This is a genomic window from Janthinobacterium sp. SUN118 (assembly GCF_030397695.1).
In the GTDB taxonomy this organism is placed as follows: domain Bacteria; phylum Pseudomonadota; class Gammaproteobacteria; order Burkholderiales; family Burkholderiaceae_D; genus Janthinobacterium.
The window spans coordinates 1,769,990-1,793,899 of sequence record NZ_JAPUBV010000001.1 but is presented as its reverse complement, the minus strand read 5'-3'; the positions used below and the strand labels follow the sequence as shown (position 1 = coordinate 1,793,899).

At 67.3% G+C, this 23,910-nt stretch carries 9 protein-coding genes; 3 read left to right on the top strand and 6 right to left on the bottom strand.

Annotated features, from left to right (window positions below; genetic code table 11):
• Positions 1 to 8: 8 nt before the first annotated feature.
• The gene (locus O0880_RS08155) at positions 9 to 890 is read right to left on the bottom strand and encodes a LysR substrate-binding domain-containing protein (protein ID WP_289885938.1); all 882 of its coding nucleotides are present in this window, start codon (positions 888 to 890) and stop codon (positions 9 to 11) included.
• A 110-nt stretch (positions 891 to 1,000) separates the two neighbouring features.
• On the opposite strand from O0880_RS08155, the gene O0880_RS08150 reads away from it, so the two are divergent.
• Entirely contained in the window at positions 1,001 to 1,897 is an 897-nt protein-coding gene (locus O0880_RS08150; protein ID WP_289885937.1) for an alpha/beta hydrolase, read from the top strand.
• Between the two features lie 2 nt (positions 1,898 to 1,899).
• Here the strand turns inward: O0880_RS08150 and O0880_RS08145 are convergent, their stop codons facing one another.
• Genes O0880_RS08145 through O0880_RS08135 form a run of 3 tightly spaced genes read right to left on the bottom strand, consistent with a single transcriptional unit; the run spans position 1,900 to position 17,988 of the window.
• A complete protein-coding gene (locus O0880_RS08145) occupies positions 1,900 to 2,973 on the bottom strand; it encodes an OmpA family protein (RefSeq protein WP_289885936.1) in 1,074 nt (357 codons plus the stop codon).
• Between the two features lie 8 nt (positions 2,974 to 2,981).
• Positions 2,982 to 6,287 (bottom strand): hypothetical protein, encoded by a 3,306-nt coding sequence (locus O0880_RS08140; RefSeq protein WP_289885935.1) that lies wholly within the window; start codon positions 6,285 to 6,287, stop codon positions 2,982 to 2,984.
• A 52-nt stretch (positions 6,288 to 6,339) separates the two neighbouring features.
• Complete coding sequence (locus O0880_RS08135; protein ID WP_289885934.1) at positions 6,340 to 17,988, bottom strand: hypothetical protein; 11,649 nt, start codon at positions 17,986 to 17,988, stop codon at positions 6,340 to 6,342.
• Between the two features lie 588 nt (positions 17,989 to 18,576).
• Here O0880_RS08135 and O0880_RS08130 point away from each other — a divergent pair.
• Complete coding sequence (locus O0880_RS08130) at positions 18,577 to 19,326, top strand: YceI family protein (RefSeq protein WP_289885933.1); 750 nt, start codon at positions 18,577 to 18,579, stop codon at positions 19,324 to 19,326.
• Here O0880_RS08130 and O0880_RS08125 read toward each other — a convergent pair.
• Positions 19,289 to 19,918, bottom strand: a complete 630-nt coding sequence (locus O0880_RS08125; protein ID WP_198043890.1) for a LysE family translocator — start codon at positions 19,916 to 19,918, stop codon at positions 19,289 to 19,291. The two genes, O0880_RS08130 and O0880_RS08125, sit on opposite strands and share 38 nt — an antisense overlap.
• 250 nt (positions 19,919 to 20,168) lie before the next feature.
• On the opposite strand from O0880_RS08125, the gene O0880_RS08120 reads away from it, so the two are divergent.
• Entirely contained in the window at positions 20,169 to 22,994 is a 2,826-nt protein-coding gene (locus O0880_RS08120; RefSeq protein WP_289885932.1) for a hybrid sensor histidine kinase/response regulator, read from the top strand.
• Here O0880_RS08120 and O0880_RS08115 read toward each other — a convergent pair.
• Complete coding sequence (locus tag O0880_RS08115; protein WP_289885931.1) at positions 22,991 to 23,890, bottom strand: alpha/beta hydrolase; 900 nt, start codon at positions 23,888 to 23,890, stop codon at positions 22,991 to 22,993. The genes O0880_RS08120 and O0880_RS08115 overlap by 4 nt on opposite strands.
• Positions 23,891 to 23,910 lie beyond the last annotated feature (20 nt).

Genomic DNA, 23,910 nt, shown 5'->3' with positions numbered 1-23,910 from the left:
TGGTGTGTTCACGCGGCATGAAACTGGTGCCGCTGCCCGGCGCCGCGCACGGCCTCGACCAGCGCCAGCACGGCGGGCGTCTTGTTGCGAGGAAACGCATAAAAGCGGGCGTCCGGCAGCGCCGGCAAGCCTTCCGCCGCGCCCAGGATGCGCAAGCCGTCGCGCATCTGGCTACGGGCCACCGGCGTCACGGCAAAGCCGGACAGCGCCGCCGCCAGGCAGCCGGCCATGCTGGCGCTGTCAAACGCCAGCCGCCAGCGATGCTCCGCCTGCGCCAGCGCGGCGATGGCCGCCTCGCGATAGACGCACGGTGCGGGAAACAATGCCAATGGCAAGGCCTGCGCGGCATCGGGCAAGCGGCCGGCCGCATACGCCCACACCAGCGGTTCAGACCACAACAGCTCGCCTTCTCCTTCCGTGCGGCTGCATTGCTTGCCGAAGATGACGTCGATCTGCTCGTGCGCCTGGCGCCGCAGCAGGTCGGCCGTGATGCCCACCTTCAATTCGATCGACGCTTGCGGATGCCAGCGCTGGAAGGTGTGCAGCACCTGCGGCAGCCAGGCGCCAGCGAAATCCTCCGACGCCCCCAGGACCAGCCGGCCCTGCAGCGATGCACCGCCAAGCCTGGCACGGGCCTCGCGTTCCAGGTCGACGATATTGCGCGCATACATATACAGCAGTTCGCCGGCAGCCGTCAGTTCCAGGCTGCGCGTCGTGCGTACCAGCAATTGTTTACCGGCGCTGCGCTCCAGGCGCTTGATATGGCCGCTGACGGCCGACGGCGTCAGTGCCAGGTTTTGCGCGGCCAGCGCGAAGCCGCCGGCGTCCACCACTTCAAGCAGGCTGCGCAGCAGGACGATATCGAGTGTCAGTGATTCCGAGCCAGGCATGGCTGCTCCAATTCATCAAGATATAAACATAATATCGACGAATTCATCACGAATCAAATTGTTTACTGGCGCTACGATGAAGACCTGCTCACCCTTCATCAGGAAATGCCATGCAAGACTATCAACACATCGCCACGCCGCTGCTGGACGTGGCTTACCTGGAATGGAACCCGGCCGGGCAGCGCTGCGCCGTGCTCGTGCACGGCTGGCCCGACAGTCCGGAAAGCTGGGCCGGCACGGCCACGGTGCTGGCGGCCGCCGGCTACCGCGTGCTGGCGCCCGCCCTGCGCGGCTTCGCGCCCACGCGCTTCCGCCAGGCGGACACGCCGCGCAGCGGGCAGCTGGCCGCGCTGGGACGCGACTTGCTCGATTTTATCGACGCCATGCGACTGGAGCGGCCCTTGCTGGTGGGGCACGACTGGGGCGCGCGCGCCGTGGCCAACGCCTGCGGCTTGCGCCACGATGCGGCCTGCGGCCTGGTCATGCTGTCCGTCGGCTATGGCACGAACGATCCGCGGCAAGCGCTGTCCTACCAGCAGGCGCGCAATTACTGGTACCACTGGTTCATGGCCACGCCCCGGGGCCGGCATGCGGTCGAGCATGACCGCCACGCCTTTGCCCGCATGATGTGGGATAGCTGGTCGCCCGCCGGCTGGTATGGCGAAGCCGCTTTCGCCCAGGCCAGCCAGGCCTTCGACGGCCCCGACTGGGCCGAGGTGGTGCTGCATTCCTACCGCCACCGCTGGGCCTTTGCCGAAGGCGACCCCGCGTATGCGGCCGACGAAGCGCTACTGCAGCCGGCGCCCGTGCTCAACCTGCCCACCCTGGTGCTGCACGGCGCGGCCGACGCCTGCAACCACCCGGACAGTTCGGCCGGACGCGAGCGCCATTTCAGCGGCCCCTACCAGCGCGTGTTGCTCGAAGGCATAGGCCACTTCCCGCAGCGCGAAGCGCCGCAGGCCGTGGCGGGCGCCATCCTGATGTTTGTCGACGGGAAAACGCGTTAAGTTCAGTCCTTGCGCGCGCTCTTGATACCCGTCAACTCAATCTCCACCCTGCGGTTCGGCTGCAGGCAGGCGATCAGGGCCGCGCGCGGCGCCACCTTCTCGCAGGATACGAGCGGTTCCGCCTTGCCCTTGCCATATGCGCTGATGACGTTGGCGATGCCTTGCTCGCGCAGCAATTGCTTCACCGTCAGCGCGCGCCGCTCCGACAGGGCCTGGTTGTAGCTGTCCGTACCCAGGCGGTCCGTGTGGCCCGTCACGCTCAGGGTATCGATCTGCACATAGCCCTGCTTCAGGCGCGCCGCCAGTTCGCGGATTTTATCGATGCCCTGCGGCAGCATGTCGGCAGCACCCGCCTTGTCGAAACGGAACAGGGCATCCATGTCCAGCGTGATGCGCTCATGCTCGATGCGCGGCGGCAAAATGTCCGGCTGCGGTTCCGGCTTCGGCTTGTCGGCCGGGCACGCGGCGGCGGCGGACTGGGCGGCGGCCTGCGCATCCTCGGCCAGCTGCACGTACGGGTTCGCGTGGCGCCAGCCCTGCTGCTTGTACTCATTGCCCGCATGCACCAGCTCCACTTCGCCGCACGCCACCTTCTGCGCCGCGCAGGCGAAACCGGGCGACTGGCGCAGCTGCGTAAAGCTGTGCCACAAATCGTCGCGCAAGCGCGTGGCGTCGTTCACCAGCGGCGTGGCGTCGCCGGGATTGGGCGTGCTGCCGTCTTCCAGCGCGGCAACGATCTTTGCCGATTCCTGCAGCGCCTGCAGGGGAAAGGCCGAGCGGTCGTTGCGCGTGTATTCGTGAAACGACACGTCGAGCCAGCATTGCGCCTTGGACAGGTAATAATCGCCCACGCGCACGCCGCCGTCGTTGAGCTTTTTGATGCGTTCCTGCAGCACGCGGTACGCCTGCTGGTCGGCCGAGACGGCCCGGTCGCTGATGCGCAGCTCGGGCATGGCCAGCGGCGCCGCCGGCAAGGTGGGCGTGGCCGCCTGGGCCAGGCCCATGGCCAGCAGGCTGGCGAGCGGCAGCATCATCGTCGGTATCGGGGTCAGTTTCATATTGGAGAGTTTTCGCATGGTATAGGTCATGGCCGGGCCAGGGTACGGTTGATGGTGGCGTCTTTGCCTTTGAACAGGTTTTCATCGAACTTGAAGCGCAGGCGCAGGTAGGGGCCGCGCGCCGTGTAGTCGGCGCCCGTCAGGTCGCGGTCGGAAAAGCCCGACCAGTTGTGGCCGGCCGACAGCCACAGGTTTTGCGCCAGCAGATAACCGACTTCGACGCCGTTGGCCCACTGGCGGCTGCCGCCCTGCGGACTGCCCATCACGGCCGCCAGCACGCCGATGTCCCAGTTCTTGCTGATGTCATACACGGTGCGCCCGGAAAACAGCCACGCCGTGTACTTTTCCTGCCCGACAGGCAAGTTCTTGTCATTGTTGTGCTTGGCGGCGACCCTGCCCGTAAACCACCATGGCCGGCTGGGGTGGTAGTCGAAGTGGGTGGAAACGATATGCGCGCGGTAATTGTCGCCATCGATCTGCGACTGGTCGCGCACCGTCTTGTACTCGTAGCGGGCCAGGCCGTTGAAACGGTTGTCGTCCACGGGGCGCCAGGCAAAGCCCAGCTGTGCCCGGTCCTGCAGCACGTTGCCGACGGGCGCGCCGCTGGCGTCGTCGTTGTTGCGCGTGTACAGCAGGTAGTTGCGGGCGAGGAAAGTCCAGTCGCGGCTCAGCTTGCGCGCCCAGGCGATGGTGTTGAGCCATTGATCCTGGCGCTGGTTGCCCGGCGCAATCTCGCTGTCGAACAGGCGCCGGTATTCAAGCTTGACGGAGGCGCGCCACAGCGGATTGGCCGAGTAGTCGAATCCCGCCGCCACGGCCACGGCTTGCTGTTGCTGGCCGTTCATGACTTTCAGGTATTCGATATTCGTGTTTGCCGCCAGCCCTTCGCCCAGGTTCCACGTGTTGCGCAAGCCGGACGCCAGCTGCAGGTCGCGCTGATTGCTGAGGCTGTAATCCATGGCGTCGCGCATGCGGTACTCGCCAAACACGGTGCCGCCCGGCATGTAACCGGTGTCCGCGCCGGCGACGAAGCTGGTGCTGCGGTCGGCCGGATTGAGCGAGTAGGCGGACGCCAGCCCCGTCTGGTTTTCATAGCGCGCGTACAGGCGGCTGCGTTCGGCCAGCTGGTATTGCGCGCCCAGGCCATAGCGGTGCTGGTCCGTGTCGGAGACGCTTTTTTCCACGTCGCCATTCAGGGTCCAGCGCTCGGTGGCCTTGTATTGCACGCCCAGGCGCACGGTGGTGGCGTCCAGCGGCACCGTCGTGCCCGTGCCCGCGCCGGGATTGATCGGCGCAAACGTGGTGATGCTGCCGCCCGTCACGGGGTCGATGGCCGTGTTCGCCGTACCGTTGCCGAAGAAGCCGCCCGTGGGATTGAGGCCCGTGCCCAGCGGCGACGTATTCGGCGCGATGCCGGCCGTCGACGGCATGCCGCCGCTCTCCTTCATGTGCTGGACGGACACGTCGAACAACCAGCGTTCGCTGGCGTTCCACGCCACGCCCAGGCGTTGCGCATCGCGGCGCGCGTCCGTGCTGCGCTCGTCGCTGCGGATGGCCTCGCCATACACGGTGACGGCGGGACTGAGCTTGTAGCCAGCCTTCACGCCCGCCTCGCCCCGCCCGCCCGTGATGCCGGCCGCCGTATTGTTGAAGTCCCGGTCCGAGCGGCTCCAGTACGCTTTCGCTTCCAGCTTCTCATCCTTGTGCTGCAGCTCGACCCGCGCCGCATTGCCGCTCACTTCATCGCGCAGCTCGCCCGCCTGGCCCGACGGCGTCGTGTAGATATTGCCGCCCGCACTGTAGCTGGTGGACGTGGTGCGCGCCACCTCGACTACCAGCAGGCTGTGCTCGCCGAAGCGCAGGCCCGCGTTGACGCTGTGCAATTTGTACGGCGACAAGGGGTTCCTGTCTTCCACGGCCGAGCCCCCAAGCGAGACCATCTTGCCCAGCTGCACCTGCCCATCGACGCCCAGGGTCCAGAATTTCTCGCCGCCCTGGTCCACCTCATAGCTGATGCGTATCGATTGCGGATCGCCATTCGGCGTCAGCGCGGGGATCGCCTGCTTGAACAGGATGCGCCCGCTGAACGGTTCGAAACTGTAATCCTCGAAACGGCGCAGCTGTGTCACCTGCACGATATTGCCGTTCTGGTTCTTGTCGCGCACGACGATCTCGATCTTTTCCGAGTTTTCGATGGCGTTGTTGTTGCGCACGGCAAACGGTCCCGAGGTGCCGTTCGCGCGGTATTCCTCGACCACCTGCTTCAGGCTATCGTTGATGGCGAAGGCATTGGCGACGATGCCATCGTGTTCGTAATGGCCGCGTCCGCCCGTGGCCGTGCGGTTGTACTGGCCCAATTTTCTCTGCTGCAAGTTGGCCACGGCGCCGCCGCCCGTCATCTGGCTGAAGCCGTCGCCGGTGGCAAAGTCGCCGTACAGCACATAGCTTTTCTGCTTGTCGATGCGCACGTACAGGCGGTCGCTGGAGCGGGCGTCGAAGTTGCGCACGGAACTGTCCCCGTACACGGGATAAAACTCTTCCGGATTGACATCGCGCAAGAGCCGCGCGCGCGTATCCTTGTCCGAATCGTAGGCGGCCGTCAGCAAGGCGTCGCCACGTATCGTGCCTTTCAGGAACATGGCCGCGCGACCCGCGACGTTGGCCTTGCCATTGTTGAAGGCGCGGCTCCAGCGCACGATGTCGCGTTCGAAACCGTCATTGAAGCGCGACGGCGCAATGTCGCTGCTCGACAGGCTGCGCTTGCTGATGATGCCGTCGATCAAACCCACGGCCAGCATGTCGCGCAGTTCCGGCAGGAAACTGATGGTGCCCTGCGCCGCCACGCTGCCGGCCGACACGCGCAGCAGCACGTCCTGCGGCGTGGCAGGGGCCAGCAGGCTGAAGCTCGCTTCGCCGTTCTCCACCGTCAGCTGCGTGCCGGGCGTGACCCTGTCGACATCGCGCCGCTCGGGGCCCAGCTCGTCCGTACGCGCGCCGGGCAGCAGGATGCGCCCGCCGCTGGCCTCGATGGTGAGCAAGGCCGTGCCCGCCAGGGGCTTGCCGTGCTCGTCGTACAGCCTGACCGTCACCGTGACGGGACTCTGACCATCGGCCGGCACGTCGTTGCGGTCCGTCTCGACGGCGATGCGCGCCACGCCGCGGTTGAGCGCATAGTCGGTGCCGCCCACCTTGCCGGCAAGGAAGGATGGCGCCGCCACGGCGGAGCCTGCCGCATTGTCCGGCAAGGGCAGCTGCGCGTGGCCGAACGCCGGGAAGGCCAGCAGGGCCAGCGCGGCGGCCATGCGCCGGGGCGCGGGGAGGGTTCTCTTCATGGCCTGTTTCTCTTTAGCAGCATTGGCAAGCGGCAAGTGATGGGAAAGATGCTTATGGCGCATGGCTGCCTCCCGTGGCTGGCGTGGCGGCGGGGGCGCGCGGCGCGACGACGGGCTGGTTCGCGCTGTCCGTCGCCTGCGCCGGGGCGGCGGCGGGCTGGCTGCTGAAACTCAGGCCCCCTCCTCCCTTGCCGTCCTCCCTTTCCACACTGCGCACCTCGCCCTGCGCGCGGCGCGCCTTGACTTGCTCGAGCACGGGATTCGAGCACGAGCCCTCGATGAAATCGGCGCGCAGCAGCTCGCCATTCTTGGTATCGAGGAACAGGCTGTGCGGGTCGCCCAGGTTGCGGTTCGACGCTTCCATCATGCGGCTGGCACGCGGCAGCGTTGCGCCATCGACCTTGATGACATGGCTGTTCGGCGTGATGCCGCAATAGCTGTACTTGCCTTCCACGTCCGTGGTGAAGTTCGTGCCATCTTCCATGTACAGGCGCACGCCCGGAATGCCCAGCTCCTCGGCGTCCTGCACGTGGTTGTTGTTGCAATCGACAAACACCTTGCCGGCGATGCAGGCATCCGTCGTGAACACGCCGCCCGTCACCTTGACTTTCGCGCGCGCCTCGTTCGAGGGCGGGCCGTTGGTGGTCGATGCCTGGGCGCGGTTGATGCCGTCGCCCTGCAGCGAGCCGACGCCCACGCGCAGGCGGTAGCGGAAGCTGGCGCTGGCGTTCGGCGCCAGCGACTCGAGCTTGAAGCTCAGGTGCGGGCCAGGCTTGCCGCCCGGGTCGGGCTGCACCACATTGTTGCGCGTGGTGGTGCCGTCGATGTAGCGGAAGCCGGCCGGCAGTTTATCGAGCACGCTGACGCCGAACGCCGTCGCCACGCCCGTGTTCTTCACCTCGATCGTGTATTGCAGGCTGTCGCCGATCTCGGCCTGGGTCTTGTTGACGCTCTTGCTGATCAATAACATCGGCTTGTCCGTCGTATTGAACACCACGGGCGTAAAGCTCGGCGGCGTGGCGCCTGGCGTGGCCGGCAGCAGCAAGGTGTCGGCCGAACTGGCCAGGGCCAGCACGCTGACAGGCGCCACCGGCGTGTTGCCGCCGTCCGTACCGCTATAGCTGTGGCCGATATTGCGGCCCCCCGTTTCCGTGCCCAGCATGGTGCTCGCATATACCTGGTTCAGCTGCGGCACGGTGGGAATCGCCGCCACGCTGCCGAAGTCGACCAGCACCGTGAAGACGATGTTGCAGCTTTCCTGCGGCTGCAAGTCACCCTTGCCGTTCAACAAGCCATAGACGGTGGCGCCGTTGAAGTCGGCATTCGCGACGCAGGCCGTGGCGCTGGCGGGCCGGGCCGTGACAGCCAGGCTGCCCGGCTTGAAGGTGACGCTGGTGGCCGTGGGGAAGACCGCCTTCAGGTTTTCCGCCACCTGCACCATGGTCGAGGTCGGGTAACCGGCAGGATAGCGGTTGGCCGCCTGCACGGTGTAGCTGATCTCGAACTTGCTGGCATCGACCTGCTGTTGCGCCGACACCGCCTTGATGACGTCCACCACTTGCCGCAGCAAGACCACGGGCGTGGGCGTGTCTTCGCCCGTGAAGGCGACGCCGCCGACGGTGTCCGAGGCGTTGCCGTTGCGGTTGGGATCGACTTTTTCCACCAGCGCGGCCACGTCGGCCGCCGTCGCCACCACGCCCGCATGGCTGCCGCCATTGTTGGAGGCGTCAAACACGAGGCTGCCCACGGGCGGCGTATAGACGGGATTGGCGGCGATGACGCCTGCGGCCGGGGCCGGCGGCACGCTGATGCTGCCGCCCGCATTGGCGACATTGCCGGCCAGTGCGCTGGCAAACACGCTGTTGTTATATTGCGGCAAGGTCACATCCTGCACCGTGATTTCCACGGTGAAGGTGATGACGCTGAACTCGCCCTCGCCCAGGGCCGCGTCGCCGCTGAGCAGACGCAGGTCACTGCCGCCGCAACCGCCGCCGAAGCCGGGGTTGACGGCCAGCTGCCTGCTGCCGCCAATGGCGGGCGCGGCAGGTGGCGTGGCGATGCGGCACGTCACCGGTTCGGGGAAGGCGGCGCGCAGGCTGTCGAGCGCCTGCACATTCTGCGCCGCGCCCTTGCCCACGTTCCTGAGCACCACCGTGTACGGCACGCTGAAGACCTTGGCCGACAGCTGGGTCACCTTGCCCACGCCCAGCGCCGCACCGACGGCGGGATTGGCCACTTCCGTGACGGCCGTGCAGTCGGATGCCTGCGCGCAACGCGGCAGGTCCGTGCCGGTCGGCACGATGGTGTTGCTCAGGGCGCCGCTGGCGGCCACTTTCGCGCTCACCGTGACGGCGGCCACGGCATTGGGCGCCAGGCCGGCCGGCACCGTGCACACCAGCTTGTTCGACGCCAGCGGCGCGCAAATGGTGGGCGCGGCGGGCGTGACGACGATCTCGGCCAGGCTGGCGGCCAGGTCGTCCGTCAGGGTGATGGCCGCCGTGGTGGCGCCGCTGCCGCCGTTGGTGGCGGTAATCGTCCAGCTGACGGTATCGCCGATGCTGGCATTGGCCTTGTCCGCCACTTTCTTCACCATCACGCTGGGGCTGGTGACATTGGTGCTGGTCTGGCAATCGGCCGGCGCCAGGCACAGCGGCGCATCGGGACCCGACGGCACGACGCGGTTGAGCGCCGTGCCGGCCTGGGTGACGGTGGCCGACACTTCCACGCTGGCTTCGCCGCCATTGCCGATCAGGCCGGCAGGCACGCTGCAGTTCAGCACATTGCCGGCCACCGCTGCGCAGGTGGCGCGCAGCGGCGTCACTTGCACATTCGTCAAGCCGGGCGGCAGGGTGTCGACCAGGGTCATCGCGGCACGCGTGGGACCGCTGCCCGTATTGCTGGCCGTGATGGTCCACACGACGGTATCGCCCACGTTGGCCGCCGCGCGGTTGACGCTTTTGCGCACCGCCACCTTGGGTCCCGTCAGCACGATGCTGGACTCGCAATTGCTCGCCTGCGCGCAGGCTGGATTATCGGGGCCGCCAGGCATGACGCGGTTCGACAGCGTGCCTTCCAGCAAGCCCGTGGCCGTCACGCGCACGCTGCGCGTGCCATTGCCGATAGCCAATTGACCTGCGGCAATGCTGCAGCTTTGTACGCTGTTCGCCACCCAGCTCGCCAGCGGCGGACACGTCACGCCGGCGTCGGCGCTGACCGCCAGCACCGTCAGGTTCGCCGGCAGGATATCCGCCAGGGTCACCACGCCCTGGTTGGCCACGCCGCCGCTGTTGACGGCGGTAATCGTCCAGATGATGCTGTCGCCCACGTTGGCATTGCCGCGGTTGGACGTCTTGCTGACGCGAATCACGGGGCCAGGCATGGTCACCGTGGCCGTGTTCGGCAAGTCGTACTGCACTTCCGTCGAGCTGGTGGCGATGATGCTGACGATGGTCGAGACATTGCTGGCCGGCTGGATATACGACAGGCCAAAGCTGTGCAGCTCGCCGGGCGCCAGCGTCGTTGGCAAGCCCGTCACCGTCAGCATGCCGCTGACGGCGTCATAGCTGCCGGCCGCGCCGCTCAGGGTCACGCCCATCAAACCTTGCGCCAGTTTCAGGCTGTATGTCACGTTCTCGGCCGTGCCGGGACCGGCATTGCTGTAGCTGACGATGCCGTTGATCTGGTCGCCGGCGCTGGTGACGCCGGGGAAGCCATTCAGGGTGGTCGTCACGTCGACCAGCAGCTTGATGGCCGTGGTGCTGGTGGTGCAGTCCGCCGCCTGCACGCAGACAGGATTGTCCGGGCCGCTTGGCAACACCGTGTTCTGCAGCACGCCGGCCACGCTGGCCGTGGCGCGCAGCACCACCTGCGCCTGTCCGCCCGGCGCCAGGCCGGCCGTCACGCTGCACGTGACGATATTGCCGGCCACGGGCGCGCAAGTGGCCAGTTGCGTCGACAGCACTTGCACGCCGCTGACGCCGGCTGGCAAGTTGTCGGTCAGCACGATGGCGGACTTGGTCGCGCCCGTGCCGCCATTGCTGGCGGTAATGGTCCAGGTCAGCAAGTCGCCCACGCTGACATTGCTCTTGTCGACGCTCTTGCGCACCGTCACCTGCGGCGCCACCAGGGTCGTCGTGGCCTGGCAGGCGCTGGCCTGTTCGCAGGCGGGATTGTCGCCACCGCTGGGCACGACACGGTTCGACAGGTTGCCGCCCAGCGAGCCCCGGCCCGTGATGACGACCTTGCGGCTGCCATTCGTGGCCGCTAATTGACCTACCGCAACCGTGCAGGCCTGCACGCTGCCCGCCGTCCAGCTGGCGGCCGGCGGGCAGCTCACGCCCGCATCGGGCGTCACGCTGAGCACGACGATGTTGGCCGGCAGCACATCGCTGACGACGACCGGATTTTGATTCGGCAAGTTGCCCGTATTCGTCGCCGTGATGGTCCAGGTCAGGGTATCGCCCACGGCCGCGTTCACCTTGTCGACCGTCTTGCTGGCGCGGATCACGGGGCCAGGCAAGTTCGTCGTCGCCGTGTTCGGCAAGTCGTTGGCGATTTCCGTGGAACTGGTGCCCACCACGCTGGTGATGCGCGAACTGTTGCTGGCCGGCTGGGTGTAGAACAGGTTGAAGCTGGCGCTTTGCCCGCTGATCAGGGTGGCCGGCAAGCCGCTCAGCACATACAGGCCCGTGCCGCTGTTGTAGACGCCGCTGATGCCGGGCGCGCCGCTGACGGGGCTGACGGAGACGCCGCTCAAGCCCGCTTCCAGTTGCAGGCTGTACGTCACCGTTTCCGCCACGCCCGGCCCCACGTTGGCAAACGTCACCACGCCACGGATGGCGTCGCCCGCATTGCTGCTGGCAGGGAACCCGTTCAGGGTGGTGGTCACATCGACCAGCAGTTTCGACACCACCGTGGTGGTCTGGCAATCGCCGGGGACGGCGCAGACGGGGTTGTCCGGTCCGCCCGGCACGAGCGCATTGGCGAGGCTGCCCGACACGGTGGCCGTGGCGCTCAGCTTGACGGTGGCGCTGGCGCCGGCGGCCAGGCCGGCCGGCACGCTGCAGCTGACGACACTGCCCGCCGGCGCGGCGCAGGTGACGGGCGCCGTCGGCGTGACCAGCACATTCGCCAGGCCCGCAGGCAGGGTATCGCTCAGGGTGGCGATGGCCGTGCTCGGTCCCGTGCCGGTATTGCGCAAGGTCAAGGTCCACGTCAGGGTATCACCCACGTTGGCCGCCGTCTTGTCGACGCTCTTGCTGGCGTTCAGCAAGGGCGAACTGACGGTGCTGGTGGTGCTGCAGTCGCCCGCCTGCAGGCAGGCCGGGTTATCCGTGCCGCTGGCGCTGACGCCATTGACGAGGCTGCCTGCGACGACGGCGCGCGCCGTCACTTGCAGCGTGGCATTGGCGCCGCCGGCCAGGCCGGCCGGCACGCTGCACGTGAGCACATTGCCAGCCAGCGGCGCGCAGGTGACGGGCGCGGCGGGCGTGACGACGATATTCGCCAGGCCGGCCGGCAAGGTGTCGGTGATGGTGGCGACGGCCGTGCTGGCGCCCGTGCCGCTGTTGGCCAGGGTGACCGTCCACGTCAGGCTGTCGCCGATGTTCAAGGCCAGCTTGTCGACGCTCTTGCTCAGCGCCAGGCTGGGGCTGGTGATGGTGGTCTGCGTCTGGCAGCTGTTGGCCTGGAAGCAGGCTGGATTGTCCGGGCCGCTCGGCATGACCTGGTTGGCCAGGGTGCCGCCCGCACTGGCTTTTCCGGTCAGCACGATCTGGCGCTGGCCATTGCCGGCCGCCAGCTGGCCGATGGCCACGCTGCAGCTCTGGCTGCTGTTGGCCACCCAGCTGGCCAGCGGCGGACACGTGACACCGCTGTCGGGCGCCACATTCGTCACGACGATATGGGCTGGCAGCAAGTCCGTCAAGATGACGGCGCCCTGGTTGGCCAGGCTGCCCGTGTTGCTGGCCGTAATCGTCCAGATAATTTCCTCGCCAACATTGGCCACGGCCTTGTTGGCCGTCTTGCTGACGCGGATGATGGAGCCCGGCATGGTGACGGTGGCCACGTTGGGCTGGTCGTTCGGCACTTCCGTCGACGTCGTGGCGATGCGGCTGACCACGGTCGACAGGTTGCTGGCCGGCTGGATATAGCTGAGCTGGAAGCTGAAGCCCTGCCCCAGCGCCAGGGTGGCCGGCACGCCGCTGAAGGTCACCAGGCCGGAACCCGCGTTATAGCTGCCCGCCACGCCGCTGATGTTGACGCCGGTCAGGCCGGGCGCCAGCTGCAGGCTGTACGTCACGCCTTCGGCCGGCCCGGGGCCGATATTGCTGAAATTGACCGTGCCGGTAATCGTGTCGCCCGCATGCGTGCTGCCGGGGAAGCCGTTCAGGGTGGTGGTAACGTCGACCAGCAGCTTCACGGCCGTGCTGGTCGTGCTGCAATCGCCGGGTTGCGGGCAGACGGGATTGTCGGGGCCGCTCGGCACGACGGTATTGACGTAGGCGCCGGCCGCATTGGCCACGCCCTTGACGACGATATTCAGCGTGGCGCCCGCCGCCATGCCGGCAGGAATGGAACAGACGAGCTGATTGCCGCTGGGCACCGCGCACGTGGCGGGCGACGCGGGCAACACTTGCCACAGGGTCAGGTTGGCCGGCAAGGTATCGGTCAGGGTGAGTACGCCCATGGTCGCGCCCGTGCCCGTATTGGCCACGGCGATCGTCCACGTCAGCGCGTCGCCGACATTGATATTGCTCTTGTCGACAGTCTTATGCACGGCCACCTGCGGGCTGAGGATGGTGGTGGCGGTCTGGCAGGAAGCGGCCTGGGCGCAGGCGGGATTGTCTGGCCCGCTCGGCAAGACCTTGTTGCCCAGGCTGCCACCGGCCGTGCCCCTGGCCGTGATGACGATGCTGCGGCTGCCATTCACGGCAGCCAGCTGGCCTGCCGCGACGGTACATGCCTGGGCGCTGTTGGCCAGCCAGCTGGCCAGCGGCGGACAGCTCACGCCCGCGCCCGGCGCGACGGACAGCACTGCCACGTTGGCGGGCAGGATGTCGGTCAGGGTCACCACGCCCAGGTTGGCCAGGCTGCCCGTATTCGTCGCCGTGATGGTCCACGTGATCGTCTCGCCCACGTTGGCCGTGGACTTGTCGGCCAGTTTCGTCACGCGGATGATGGGGCCGGGCACGGTTGCCGTGGCCGTGTTCGGCAAGTGGTTCGCCACTTCCACGGACGTGGTGGCGATGGTCGACGTCACCATCGACAGGTTGTCGGCCGGCTGCGTGTAGCTGACGTTAAAGCTGGTGCTCTGGCCATTCGCCAGGGTCACGGGCAAGCCGCTGAGGGTGACGACGCCCGTGGCGGGATTGTAGCTGCCGACGGCGCCCGTCAGGGTGACGTTGCTCAGGCCCGGCGTCAGCTGCAGGGTGTAGCTCACGCCTTCGGCCGGGCCCGGTCCCACGTTGGCGTAGGTGACGGTGCCGGAGATCGTGTCGCCCGCCAGGGTATTCGGCGGGAAATTGTTCAGGGTGGTGGTGACGTCGACGAGCAGCTTGACCACCGTCGTGGTGGTGCCGCAATCGCCGGGCAGCACGCAGGCGGGATTGTCGGGACCGGACGGCAGCACGCTGTTGACGGCCGAGCCGGCCAGCGTGGCCGTGGCGCTGACGATGACCTTCGCCGAGGCGCCGGGAGCCAGGCCGGCCGGCACGCTGCAGGTCAGGTTCTGGCCCGCCACTGGCGCGCAGGCGGCGGGCGCCTGCGGGCTGACGACGACATTCGCCAGTCCGGCCGGCAAGGTGTCGGCCAGCGTGACGAGGCCCGTGCTGGCGCCCGTGCCGCTATTACTCACCGTCAAGGTCCACGTGATCGTGTCGCCCACGTTGACGCTGGCCTTGTCGACGGTCTTCTTCACCGTCACGTTCGGGCTGGTGACGGTGGTCGTCGTCTGGCAATCGCCCGGCGTGGCGCAGGCAGGATTGTCGACGCCGCCCGGCACGAGGCTGTTGGCCACCGTGCCGGACGCATTCGCCACGGCCTTGATGATCACCGTCGCCTGCATGCCGCTGGCCAGGCCGGGGGGCACGGTGCAGGTCAGCGTGGTGCCGGCGGGCACGCCGCAACTGGCGGGCGCCACGGGCAGGATCTGCAGCGCGCCCACGTTCGCCGGCAAGGTATCGGTCAGCGTGATCGGGCCATTCGTCGGGCCGCTGCCGCTGTTGATGGCTTTCAGGGTCCAGGTGATGGTGTCGCCCAGGTTGACGGTGGTCCTGTCGACGCCTTTCGTCACGGCCACGCTGGGGCTGGTCACCGTGCTGGTGGTGGCGCAGGCGGCTGGCGTGGCGCAGGCAGGGTTGTCGGCGCCCGAAGGCACGACGCTGTTGGCGTAGGTGCCCGCCACGGCAGGCTGGCCCGTGACGGTGAAACCGGCGACGCCGCCGTTCGCGGCCAGGCCGGCCGGCACCGTGCACGTGAGGATGTTGCCCACCGGTGCGGCGCAGGTGGCGCTGCCGACCAGCGCCACGTTTATGCCCGTCAGGTTGGCCGGCAGCGTATCGGTCAGGGTGATGGGCGCCGTGCTGACGCCGTCGCCGCTATTGGTCGCCGTGACGCTCCAGGTCAGGGTGGCGCCGATATTGATCGTGGCATGGTCGACGCTCTTCTGCACGGCCACTTTCGGGCTGGTGATGCTGGTCACCGTGCTGCAATTTTCGGCCGTGGCGCAGGCCGGATTGTCTGTCCCGCTCGGCATGATGCGGTTGGCCAGGCTGCCGCCCGCCGTCGCATGCGCCGTGATGGTGACGCTGCGGCTGCCGTTGATGGCCGCCAGCTGGCCGGCGGCCACGGTGCAGGTCTGGGTGCTCGACGCCACCCAGCTGGCCAGCGGCGGGCACGTCACGCCCGGCGCGGCCACCACGTTCGTCACCACCAGGTTGGGCGGCAACAGGTCGGCCAGGGCAACCACGCCCTGGTTGGCGATATTGCCCGTATTGCTGGCCGTGATCGTCCACGTGATGTTCTCGCCCACGTTGGCCGTCAGCTTGTCGGCCACCTTGGTGACGCGCACGTTCGGCCCCGGCACCATCACGGTGGCCGTGTTCGGCAAGTCGTTGGCCACCTCGACCGAGGTGGTGGCGATCACGCTGGTGACGAAGGAGCTGTTCGAGGCCGGTTGCGTGTAGCTGAGGCTAAAGGTCACGCCCTGCCCTGCCGCCAGGTTCGGGGGCAGGCCCGAGAGGACGATGAAGCCCGTGCCCGCGTTGTACACGCCCGTCACGCCGCCGACGGAGACGCCCGTCAACCCTGGCGGCAATTGCAGCGTGTACGTCAGGTTCTCGGCCGTGCCCGGCCCCACGTTGCGGAAGGTGACGCTGCCGTTGATGGCGTCGCCCGCATTCGTCGAACCGGGAAAGCCGTTCAAGGTGGTGGTCACGTCGACCAGCGGCTTTTGCACGGTGGTGGTGGTCTGGCAGGCGCCGGGCGTGGCGCAGCTGGCGCCATTGCCGCCCGACGGCGTCACGCTGTTGACGAAACTGCCGGCGACCGTCGGCGCGGCGCTGATGCCGACCTGGGCGCTGGCGCCAGGCGCCAGGCCGGCCGGCACGCTGCAAACGAGGGTGTTGCCGGCCAGCGGCGCGCAGGTGACGGGCGCCGTGGGCGTGACGACGATGCTGGCCAGGTTGGCCGGCAGGGTGTCGGTCAGGATCAGCGCGGCCGTCGTGGCGCCCGTGCCGGTATTGTTGGCCGTCACAGTCCACTGCACGGTCTCGCCCACGTAGGCGCTGGTCTTGTCGACGCTCTTTTGCACGCGCACGAGCGGGCTGACGATGCCCAGCGTGTCGCTGTCGACGTTATTCGCGGGAATCGGATCGAGCGTCGTCGAACCGGCCGTCGTCGTGATCGTCAGGCTGCCGCTGGCGGGCAGATTGAAGGTCGCGCTGCAATTGATGCGCGAACCTGGAATGAACGGCGACACGGGCGCGCTGCAGGTGGCGGTGGCGCCGGCCGGCAAGCCGCTCATCACGCAGGTGGGCGCGGCCGGGTTGTCGGGACCGTTATTCGTGCACACGCCCGTGACCGTCACGGGGGACCCGGCATTGTAGGGGCCGGCGGGCACCGTGGTGACGGCTTGCATGTCCGCCTGCAGGCGCCGGTTGCTGATGGTGCAGGTGACGGGCGCTTCGGGCATGGTGAAGTTGCCCGTGGTGGCCGCGCCGGCGCCGATGACGGCGGCCGTATCCGTGCGCACGCAGCTGTAGCTGCTCTGGTACTGCGCCAGGATGGTGGCCGTGCCCGCGCTTTCCGCGAACGTCACGAGATTGCCCACGCGCACGACGGCGCTGGCCGTGGCGCCATTGCCGCCCTGCACGCCGGCCGTGCCGTTGGCATTCATGATGAACAGGCCGCTGTCGCCGGTGGGCGCCAGCGCCTTGACCACCGTCAAGGTATTCGTTTTGACCGTGGCCGTGGTGCTGCTGCTGTTGTTGCTCAGGTCCGTGTCCGTTTCGTTGGGCGAGACGGTCACATTGGCCGTATTCACGATGCTGGCGGCGTCGCCCGGCGTGGCCGTGATCGTCACTGTCAGGTAGGAACCCGTGGTGGGATCGCTGACGGCCGCATTCAGGGGCAGGTTGCCCATGGTGATGCTGACGTTGTTGCTGCCCGAGCCCGACGTTTTCGTGCCGCAGGAAGCGCTGCCGCTGGCGGCGCACGTCCAGCTGACGTTGCTCAAGCTGGCGGGCAGCACGTCGCTGAAAGTGGCGCCCGTGCTGAGGGCCGGGCCGCGGTTCCACACCTTCATGGTATAGCTCAATGGCTTGCCGACGGAGAACTGCGCCGGGCCCACCTTGCCGACGGCCAGGTCGGTCTTGCTGTTGGTGCAGCTGGCATACGAACTGGCCAGGCTGGGATCGCGCAATTGCGCCGCGGGAATAATTTCCGTCACATTGTCGGGACGCGTCCAGCGCATGTGCAGGTAATTGATGCCGCCCACGTTATTCCACAGCACGCGGGCCAGATAACAGCCGCCCGGCGTGGCGCTATTGAAATTACCGGCCAGATTCTGGAAATCCGTTTCATTATTCGAATATTCGGCCACGCTGCCCACGGCCACGTTGTACACGGTATTGCGGTAATTGGTCGAATACTGGGTCGAAAAATCGACTTTCACGTCATCGTCGTGCGCGACGCTGAATTTGTAATTGCCCGCCTGCGGAAACACCACCAGGGTGTACATGGCGCGGCCCATGATCCAGGCCCGGCAGGAAGCCGACGTCTGCTGCGTGTCGAGGTTGCACAACTGCGCTGGATTGGCGGCCGTGCCGTTGGCCCAGTCCAGCTGCGGCGAAGACCCCGTGCGGGCCGCGTTGACGCCAGGATTGGCGGCCAGCGCCATCAGGCTGGCCAGGCGGCCCGTGCTGCCCGCGTTGAAACCGTTGTTGTAATTGGGCGTGGCCGGATTGGCCGGCACCCGCTCGATGCCGCGGTAATCTTCCCACAGCACCTGCGCAGTGGCGGGCGCGGCGGCGCCCAGCAGCGCGGCGGCCAGCGCCAGCAGCGGCGCAACAGGAGACGCAGGAAACGGCGAACGGCGCGCGCGGCGCCCAATCGTGGCGAACGCCCGGGCGATGCGCGCGGCCGATGAAGAGACTGCATGGCGGCCGGAATGGCCTGCCGTTTCCTGTGGTGTTTTTATCATGTTGTTCGCTAAAAAATCTATCTCTGCAAGACAAAGATGCATATAAAAATGACATTTAATTGTCATGATCATATGACCAAGTAACAGTTCAAGCGTACGTCAACAGTGATTTTTTTGTTTTCAATAAAGAAATTAAATTATTTCGTTGATATTTCACAACACATTGATCGAATTAACCGTGTAGTGCTGACGCCATTCTTTTTCTACTTCATACTGGCCAGCTCGACATAATATTTAACTTATCATTTACCTAATGATGAGAAACTATCAAATACATAGCTTGTTTTTTCAAAGAAATTATTATTGTTAATTAATAATAATTATTTTCAATAATCTCCATTTCAATTCAGGCATGGCCAGCAGTTAATCCGTCATGCCGTTTCATTTTCGCCATGGCGGCCATGCCCACGCCGCATGAACTGCCCATGCCGCGCGGCGCATTGCGCTTGCCGCAGCGCCACGCGGCAGTGCACGCATGCACGCAGGACTTTCCCGTGGCGGGCCGGATCGCTTACTATCGCCTCATCGCGCCTTGCGCCAACCTAGCGCCAATACCGGTCTCTGCCCATGCCTTGCCAGGAATTTCCATTGCCGCCCCCGATTCGCCGCAGCGCGCTGCTGGCCGGCGCCTGCGCCTTGCTGCTGGCAGCCTGTTCGCCATTTGCGCCGCCGCCCGCCGCCCAGCTCCCCGGCCCGCCCGCGCCGGCCGCGCCCCTCCCTTCCTGGCAGCAATCGGGCGTGCGCATGCTGTACCTCGCGCCGCAAGAGTCGCTGCTGACCATCACCGTGCGGCGCGGCGGCGCGCTGGCGCGGCTCGGGCACGACCACGTGGTGGCCAGCCGCACCTTGCAGGGCACGGTGGCGCCCGCGCTGGGACGCGTGCAATTCCAGTTCAGGCTGGACGAGATGAGCGTGGATGAAGAGGGATTGCGCCAGGCGGCAGGCTTGACGACGACGCCGTCGGCCGATGCCATCGCCGGCACGCGGCACAACATGCTGGCGCGCGTGCTCGACGCCGAGCGCTATCCATGGGTGCGTGTCGCGGCGCGGCGCGAGAGCGGCAGCGAGGTGCTCGACGCCGACATCACCCTGCATGGCGTGACGCGCAGCGTGCGGGTGCCGGTGCAAATCACGGAGGCGGCCGACGGACGCCGGCTGCAGGCCAGCGGCAGCCTGCTGTTGAAACAGAGCGATTTCGGCATCGTGCCGTTCGCCATCCTGGGCGGCGCCATGGCCGTGCAGGACCAGATGGAACTGGCGTTCCGCATCACTGCCACGGACGATGCGGCCGCCGCCGGCCCTAGCGGGCCAGGATCAGGCGCAGGCCCAGGGCGATGAAGATGGTGCCGGCAACGCGGTCGAGCCACAGGCCGGCGCGCGGGCGGCGGTTCAGCCACGTGCCGACGGCGCCGGAGAAATAGCCGAGCAAACCGAACAGCACGCAAGCCTGGGCCGTAAACACGAGGCCCAGCTGCGCCGTCTGCCAGCTGGCGCTGCCCTGCCCCGTGACGATGAATTGCGGCAGGAACGACAGGAAGAACAGCACGACTTTCGGATTGATACTGTTGGCGAACAGGCCCTTGCCGAACAGGCGCAGCAGCGACTCGTCCGGCAGCGCGGCCGCGCCATCGACGTGCGCGCCGCCACGGCTGCGCAGGGCGCCGATACCGAGCCACACCAGGTACAGGCCGCCAGCCACTTTCAGCGCCGTAAACGCCGTGGGCGAAGCGGCCAGCAGGGCCGACACGCCGATGGTCGCCAGCACGGTATGCGTAAGGCAACCGAGGGCGCAGCCGAGGCCGAACGCCATGCCCTGACGCCGCCCGCGCGACATGCCCACGCCCAGCACCATCAGGTTGTCGGGGCCGGGACTGGCGGTGATGAGGACGGCGGCGGCCAGGAAGGCCAGGAACTGGTCGGGACTGAGCATAATGACTCGCAGGCAAAAGGCGACATGATACCGGAGCCCGCCGCCGCAGCCATCGGAAAGATGCTTGCACGACATGAAATTGCGCGTGCATCACCGAGAGTCGATTAAAATGGGCACTCCATGAGCACAGGGCTTTGCCGCCTATCCCGCGCGACCATCACCACACCGACCGATGCCAGCCCACCCGCCACCATCCAGCCACAGCGCTTCCCATTCCCGCATCAGCGCCTGGCTATGGCGCTGGCTGCTCATGCTGGGCCTGCTGATCCTGGGCGGCGCCGGCCAGGCCGCGCCGCTGGCCCTGACGCCGCACGGCATCCATCACCTGGGCAGCGGCGGCCAGCTGTTTCTCGCCAGCGACGATGCGGCGCCCGCCGATGCGGCCGCCCTGCCCGCCTGGCTGGCGCGCCAGCGTCCGGCCACCGGCGTCGACCTGTTCGGCGGCGCCTACTGGCTAGTCGCACAGGTGCGCAACGACAGCGCCCAGAGCGCCTGGGTCATCGATCCGAACGACACCCTGATCGACCTGGTCGACATCCATGTGTATGGCCCGGATCCGCACAGCCCGCCGCAGACCCTGCTGACGGGCTACCAGCGCCCGCACGAATATTTGCTGCACTACGGCAAGAACGTGCAGCTGGAACCGGGCGCCACCTACGCCGTCCTGATCCATTTTTCCAGTCCCTACTATGCGCGCGCGCCCATGTTCGGCGTGCGGACGCAAGCGGATTACCGCAAGCTGGTGGGCAAGGAAAACTTCCTGATGGTCGCCTCGATCGGCGCCCTGCTGGCGCTGGGCCTGTTCAATTTCTTCATCTTTTCCATCACGCTGGAAAAGGCCTCGGCATACTACGCGCTGTACGTGCTCACGTATGGCCTGGCCTGGGCCATGACCTTCCACGTCTTCGCCGACCTGTTCGACTGGCACATGCTGCAGCTGCATTACGTGCCCTTCTTCCTGCTGCCCGTCTTCAGCACCCTGTTCTACACGCATTTCCTGCGCCTGCGCGAATACTCGCCGCTGCTCGACCGCATCAGCAAGGTCAACCTGGTGCTGCCCCTGCTGCTGCTGCCCAGCTGTTTCTTCGCCCTGCAATATGCGCACACGCTGGCCACCATCGTCATCACCATCTGGATGCTGCTGGCGCTCACCTGCGGCATCGTCGTCTGGTGCCGCGGCTACCAGCCGGCGCGCTTCTTCGTGCTGGCCTTCGTCGCCCTGATGCTGCCCGGCTTTCTGATCCTGCCGGCCAACCTGGGCCTGATGCCGGCCATGGTGGCCAACGCCCAGCTGGTGACCCTGCTCGGCGGCACCCTCGACGGCCTGCTGCTGGCCTTTGCCCTGGCCGACCAGATCCGCCTGCTGCGCAACAACCTCGAGCAGCGCGTGCGCGAACGCACGCTGGCGCTCACCCTCAGCAACGACGCCCTGCTGACGGCCAAGGAACATGCGGAAGTGGTCAGCCGCCACCGCATCGATTTCCTGTCGGCCATGAGCCACGACATCCGCACGCCGCTGGCCGGCGTCATCGGCATGCTGAAATTCGCCCTGCGCGACCAGTCCATCCGCGGGCGCACGCAGGAATACCTGCGCATCGGCCTGCACAATGGCGAGTCGCTGCTGACCATCCTCAATGACATCCTCGATTTCTCGAAGATCGACGCCGGCAAGCTGACCCTGGAAACGCTGGACTTCGACTTGCTGGCACTGATCGGCGACGCGGCCGGCATCGTGCAGGGCCAGGCCGACGCCAAGAGCCTGCTGCTGCGCCGCGAACTGGCGCTGGACCTGCCCCGCTATGTGCGCGCCGACCCCACCCGTTTGCGCCAGATCCTCATCAACCTGCTGGGCAATGCGCTGAAGTTCACGGCGAATGGCGAAGTGCTGCTGGAAGTGCGGCGCGCCCGCACGCCGCCGCGCCGCGACGGCCGCAGCGAGATCGAATTCATCATCAGCGACACGGGCCCCGGCATCGACGCAGACACCTTGCCGCGCCTGTTCCAGAAATTCGAGCAAGCCGACCACTCCACCACGCGCCGCTACGGCGGCACGGGCCTCGGCCTGGCCATCTGCAAGGAGCTGGTCGAACTGATGCAGGGCAGCATCGGCGTGGAAAGCCGCGTCGGCATCGGCTCGCGCTTCCATTTCACGCTGCCGCTGCAGGAGGGCAGCGCGCCGGCGGCCGACGCCCGCCTGGCGCCGCGCCATGCGCACCACGCCTGCCGCCTGCGCATCCTGTGCGCCGAGGATGTGCGCACCAACCAGATCATCATCGGTACCTTGCTCGAGGCCATGGGACATGCCGTGACCATCGTGGAAAACGGCGAGCAGGCGCTGCAGGCGCTGGGCAGGGGCGCCTACGATTGCGTGCTGATGGATGGCCGCATGCCGCTGATGGATGGCGAGCAGGCCGCGCGCCTGATCCGCGACGGCGGCAATACCAGTTTCCCGATTCCCGATGCGCACATCCCCATCATCGCGCTGACGGCCAACGCCAGCGAACATGACCGGCAACGCTACCTGGAGGCCGGCATGGACGACTTCCTCAGCAAGCCGGTCGACGAAGCGCTGCTGTTTGAAAAAATCGACACCGTCATCGACCTGCTGCTGGCGCGCGGCCAGGCGCTGCCGCCCGCCCTGCCCGTCGACGACGACATGCTGGCGCGCCAGTTCGGCCTGGACGGCGCCGACGCCGGCGCCAAGGCGGACGCGCCGGCGCCCGCCGATCCCATGACGGCGCCCGTGCATATCCTGCCGCTGGCAGGCCTGTCGCCGCAGCACTTGCAGCGCATCGCGCAAGCCTTCCTGGTGGAGGCGCCGCGGCGCCTGGACCTGGCCTGCCACGCCGTACGCAACGGCAACGCCAGCGCGGCGGCAGCCGCCTTCCACGCCTTGAAGGGCAGCGCCGGCTACCTGAGCCGCCCCACCCTGCACGGCCTGTGCCACCAGATGGAAACGCTGGCATCGAACGGCCAGCTCGACAACGTGGAGCAATTCCTGCCGCATATCGAGGCGGCGCTGGCCGAGGCGCGGCGCGACCTGGGCGACCAGCCGGGCAGGGTCGCCGCCGGCTAATCGAGCCAGCCGTTCGCCCGCAGCCACGCCAGCAGCAAGGGCGGCCAGGCGGCCGGCTCGCTGCCCGGCTTGCCCAATCCCCAGCCATGGCCGCCGTGCTGGAACAGGTGCAGCTCGACGGGCACGCCGGCGCGGCGCAGGGCGGCGGCCATCAGCAGGCTGTTGTCGGGTGCGGCGATGGGGTCGTCCAGCGCCTGCGCCAGGAACACGGGCGGCGTGCGCGCATCGACCTGCCGCTCCACCGACAGCGCGTCGCGCGCGCCCGGCGCGGGATGGGCGCCCAGCAACTGCTTCTTCGCGTGCGTCGTGTCGAACGGCGGCTGCATGCTCAGCACCGGATACAGCAATACGGCAAAGGCGGGCCGCGCCGACGCCGCATCTTGCGCATCGACGGGCGCATACAGGCTGGCGTCCGGCGTGGCCGCCGTCATGCCGGCCAGGTGCGCGCCGGCGGAAAAGCCGAGGATGCCGATGCGCGCCGGGTCGAGGCTCCACTCGGCGGCGCGCGAGCGTATCAAACGCATGGCGCGCTGCGCATCCTGAAATGGCGCGGCCGTCCCGCCGCCCTCCTGCGGCAGCCGGTACACGAGTTCAAACGCCGTGACGCCCTGCGCCTGCAGCCAGGCGGCGGCCGGGCCGCTTTCCTTGCCCGCCTCGATATGCGCATAGCCGCCGCCGCTGACCAGCAGGATGGCCAGGCCATTCGGCCGCGCCGGGCGGTGCACGATCAGATAGGGCTGGCTCACCTGCGTGATGGAACCCCTGGCGCTGTCGCGCTGCGGGCCCGCCGCCGCGCCGCCGGGCGGCGTGCCCGGCCACAGCACGATCGCGCCGGGCGGCGCGGCGCCGGCATGCAGGTTGATACAGATCAGGCACAGCAATAGCAGGCGTCGCATGGATATCCTCGCGCAGGGGA

Excerpts from the sequence above, each read along its gene's own strand:
- O0880_RS08115 (WP_289885931.1), bottom strand. The coding sequence starts at position 23,890 with ATGCGACGCCTGCTATTGCTGTGCCTGATCTGTATCAACCTGCATGCC.
- O0880_RS08155 (WP_289885938.1), bottom strand. The coding sequence starts at position 890 with ATGCCTGGCTCGGAATCACTGACACTCGATATCGTCCTGCTGCGCAGC.
- O0880_RS08125 (WP_198043890.1), bottom strand. The coding sequence starts at position 19,918 with ATGCTCAGTCCCGACCAGTTCCTGGCCTTCCTGGCCGCCGCCGTCCTC.
- O0880_RS08120 (WP_289885932.1), top strand. The coding sequence starts at position 20,169 with ATGCTGGGCCTGCTGATCCTGGGCGGCGCCGGCCAGGCCGCGCCGCTG.
- O0880_RS08140 (WP_289885935.1), bottom strand. The coding sequence starts at position 6,287 with ATGAAGAGAACCCTCCCCGCGCCCCGGCGCATGGCCGCCGCGCTGGCC.
- O0880_RS08145 (WP_289885936.1), bottom strand. The coding sequence starts at position 2,973 with ATGCGAAAACTCTCCAATATGAAACTGACCCCGATACCGACGATGATG.
- O0880_RS08135 (WP_289885934.1), bottom strand. The coding sequence starts at position 17,988 with ATGATAAAAACACCACAGGAAACGGCAGGCCATTCCGGCCGCCATGCA.
- O0880_RS08150 (WP_289885937.1), top strand. The coding sequence starts at position 1,001 with ATGCAAGACTATCAACACATCGCCACGCCGCTGCTGGACGTGGCTTAC.